Source organism: Burkholderia sp. AW33-5 (assembly GCF_053427615.1).
In genome coordinates this window covers 1-284 of the sequence record NZ_JBSAXA010000131.1, presented here as the reverse complement: position 1 = coordinate 284, position 284 = coordinate 1, and the positions used below count along the sequence as shown (strand labels likewise).

The 284-nt window shown below is 66.9% G+C and carries 1 protein-coding gene; it reads left to right on the top strand.

The annotated features are described in order from the left end of the window. Positions 1 to 284 (top strand): hypothetical protein (locus ACV22V_RS32690; protein WP_448016869.1); only part of this gene is annotated, 284 nt, incomplete at both ends.

Below are 284 nucleotides of genomic sequence, written 5' to 3'. Positions count from 1 at the left end.
GCGTTCGTCTATCACGATGCGTCGGGGCGCAGCCTCGTCTATCCGGCCCTGAGACCGGGTCAGCCGCATCGCGACCCGGTCGAGTCGTGCACGATCACGCGCGAATCGGGCGACCGGCTCCGCGTCGTGCGCGGCGAAACGTTGATCGAGACCTACGAGCGATACGGCACCCGGTTCGTCCTCGCCAGGATCGAGGACCGTTCGGGCAATGTGGTGGCGCTGACCTGGGCGAATGGTCTTCTCGCAACGATCGATGCGGGCGAGACCACCGCGACCGTGACGCA